Raw genomic sequence first — 3,456 nt, forward strand, 5'->3', positions numbered from 1 at the left:
CCGGCCGAGGCCCTGCTGGAGGCCTCGGGCGACAAGGCCGCCGTGCTGCGCCTGGACGGAACCACCGCCCGCCGCACACCGGTGCGCTTCGGCGGCTTCGACGGCGACGACGCCCTCGTCGCCGGCCTGCCGCCCGGCAGCCGGGTGATCACGGCCGGCGCCGGCTTCGTCTCCGACGGCGAAAAGGTCAGCGTCGTCGATCCGCGCGCGCTAGCGGCCCCGACCCGCAAGGTCGCCGCCCCCCAGAGCGCTGCACGATGAACCTCAACCTCGCCGCCTTCGCCGTCCGGCGCTGGCAGTTCACCATCGTGGCCTTCGGCTTGCTGGTGATGCTGGGCGTCAACGCCCTGATGACCGTCCCCCGGTCCGAGGACCCGCACTTCCCGATCCCCATCGTGCTGATCCGCGCGGTGCTGCCCGGAGCCGAACCGGCCGAGATGGAGCAGCTGGTCGCCGACCCGATCGAGACGGCGGTCTATGGCCTGGACAGCATCGACAAGGTCGAGAGCACCAGCCTCGACGGCGCGGCCGTGGTCCGGGTGTTCTTCACCTGGGACGTCGATCCCGAGCGCAAGTTCGACCAGGTGGTGCGCGAGGTGAACGCCATTCGCGGCAGCCTGCCCGCCGGCCTGCAACGGCTGGACATCGAACGCGTGCGCACCACCGAGGTGGCCATCGTCCAGGTGGCCCTGGTCAGCGACAGCCTGCCCATGCGCCGGCTGGAGAAGGTCGCCGACCGCCTGTCCGAACGGCTCGACCGCGTCTCCGGCGTGCGCCAGACCCGCTATTACGGCGCCCCGGCCTCGGAGGTGCGGGTGTCGCTGGATCTGGCCCGCCTGGCCGCCCTCAAGCTGCCGGCCTCCGCTGTCGCCGACGCCCTGAAGTCGGCCGGGATCGAGGCCCCGATCGGCGCGGTGCAGGCCGGCGGACGGCGCTTCAACGTCAAGTCCGGCGGGGCCTTCCGCTCGCTGGACACTGTCAGGAACACGCCCGTCCGCTCGCTCGGCGGCCAGGTGGTGCGGGTGCGCGACGTCGCAGACGTCGCCTGGGCCCAGGAGGAGCCGACGCACCTGACCCGCTTCGACGGCAAGCGCGCCGTCTTCGTCGCCGTCACCCAGAAGGATGGCCAGGACGTCGGCCGCATCACCAAGTCGGTCGAGAAGGTGCTGGACGACTACGAGAAGGTGCTGCCGGCCGGGGTGAAGCTGGAACGCGGCTTCGTCCAGGCCCACAATGTCGACCACCGCCTGAAGAACCTGTTCCGCGACTTCGCCGTGGCCCTCGTTTTGGTGCTGATCACCCTGCTGCCGCTGGGGCCGCGCGCGGGCCTGGTGGTGATGGTGTCGATCCCGCTCAGCCTGCTGATCGGCCTGTCGCTGATCCAGGCCTTCGGCTTTACCCTGAACCAGCTGACCATCGCCGGTTTCGTGCTGGCCCTGGGCCTGCTGGTCGACGACAGCATCGTCATCACCGAAAACATCGCCCGCCGGATCCGCGAGGGCGAGGAGCGGACCTCCGCGGCGATCAACGGCTCGGGCCAGATCGCCCTGGCGGTGATCGGCTGCACCGCCACCCTGATGCTGGCCTTCCTGCCGCTGATGGCCCTGCCGGCCGGCTCGGGCGCCTATATCCGCTCGCTGCCGGTGACGGTGCTGTGCACGGTGGGCGCGTCGCTGTTCGTGTCTCTGACCATCATCCCGTTCCTGGCCAGCCGGGTGCTGGACAAGCACTCCGATCCCGAGGGCAACCGCCTGCTGCAGGCCGTCAACGGCGTGATCCACACCGTCTATCGGCCCGTGCTGCACCGCGCCCTCGCCCGGCCCTGGCTGGCCCTGGCCATCATGCTGGCCCTCTGCGCCACGGCCGTGCCGATGCTGAAGGCGGCCGGCTCCAGCCTGTTCCCCGCCGCCGAGACCCCGCAGTTCGTCGTGCGGGTGTTCACCCCCGACGGCTCGTCCCTGGCCCGCACCGACGCGGCCCTGCGCTATGTCGACCAGCGCCTGGCGCGCGAGCCCGACATCGTCTGGCGCGCCGCCAACCTGGGTCGCGGCAATCCGCAGGTGTTCTACAACCAGTCCCAGCGCGAGAGCGCGGTGACCTATGGCGAGATGTTCGCCAGCCTGAAGGCCTGGGAGCCGGGCAAGAGCGAGGAACTGCTCGACCGCCTGCGCGCCGACTTCGCCCGCTATCCGGGCGCGCGGATCAGCGTCGAGGTGTTCGAGAACGGCCCGCCGATCGAGGCCCCGGTCGCCGTGCGCGTCACCGGCCGTGACCTCGGCGTGCTGAAGGCGCTGGCCGCCCGCGCCGAGGCGATCCTCAAGAGCACGCCGGGCACGCGCGACGTCGGCAACCCGGTGCGTCTGGACCGCACCGATCTCGACCTCGGCGTCGACGAGGCCAAGGCCGCCGCCCTGGGCGTGCCGGCCGGCGCGGCCCGCCGCGTGGCGCGCCTGGCGCTCTCCGGCGAGGAGACCGCCCGCTTCCGCGACGCCGACGGTGACGACTACGCCGTCAAGGTGCGCCTGCCGATGGAGGCCGTGGACGGCGCCGACCGCAACGCCCTGTCGGCCCTGTCGAGCGTCTATGTACCCACCGCCGACGGCGAGGCCGCGCCGCTGTCGGCGATCGCCGCGCCGAACCTGAAGTCCAGCCCCGCCCGTATCGACCGCTTCGACCGCGAACGCACGGTGACGGTCACCGCCTTCGTCCGCACCGGCTACCTGACTGACAACGTCACCAAGGATGTGCTGGCCAGGCTCCAGAAGGAGCTGCCCATGCCCCCCGGCTACGCCCTGAGCCTGGGCGGCCAGGCCGAGGCCCAATCGGAAAGCTTCGCCGGCTTGGGCGCTGCGGTGATGGTGGCGGTGTTCGGGATCCTGGCGGTGCTGGTCCTGGAATTCCGCAAGTTCAAGACCGCCCTGGTCGTGGCCGGCATCATCCCGTTCGGGGTGTTCGGCGCGGCGGCGGCCCTGTGGCTGACCGGCAATTCCCTGTCGTTCACCGCCACCATCGGCCTGATCGCCCTCATCGGCATCGAGATCAAGAACTCGATCCTGCTGGTCGACTTCACCGAACAGCTGCGCCGCGACGGCATGAGCCTGCACGACGCCATCGAGAAGGCCGGCGAGGTGCGCTTCCTGCCCGTGCTGCTGACCTCGGCCACGGCGATCGGCGGGCTCATGCCCTTGGCGCTCGAACGCTCGGGCCTCTACTCGCCCCTGGCCATCGCCATCATCGGCGGGCTGGTGACCTCGACCGTGCTGTCGCGGGTGGCGACGCCGGTGATGTACTGGCTGACGGCGCGGGGGGAGGAACGCTGATCCTTCTCCCCTTGCGGGAGAAGGTGGCGGCCGAAGGCCGACGGATGAGGGGTCGAAAGGCCTGTCCGCGGATTTCTGAGAGACCCCTCACCCGACCCGCTTCGCGGGCCACCCTCTCCCGCAAGGGGAGAGGGAT

The 3,456-nt window shown here is 71.0% G+C and carries 1 protein-coding gene and 1 pseudogene; both read left to right on the forward strand.

What is annotated here, in order from left to right:
* Positions 1 to 261 (forward strand): annotated as a pseudogene (locus DMC18_RS24750) (hypothetical protein); the annotation flags it as partial.
* A complete protein-coding gene (locus tag DMC18_RS24755) occupies positions 258 to 3,320 on the forward strand; it encodes an efflux RND transporter permease subunit (protein ID WP_110133408.1) in 3,063 nt (1,020 codons plus the stop codon). The pseudogene DMC18_RS24750 and the gene DMC18_RS24755, both read left to right, overlap by 4 nt.
* Positions 3,321 to 3,456: the final 136 nt, after the last annotated feature.

It is taken from the genome of Caulobacter sp. D5 (assembly GCF_003185805.1).
Classification (GTDB): Bacteria; Pseudomonadota; Alphaproteobacteria; order Caulobacterales; family Caulobacteraceae; genus Caulobacter.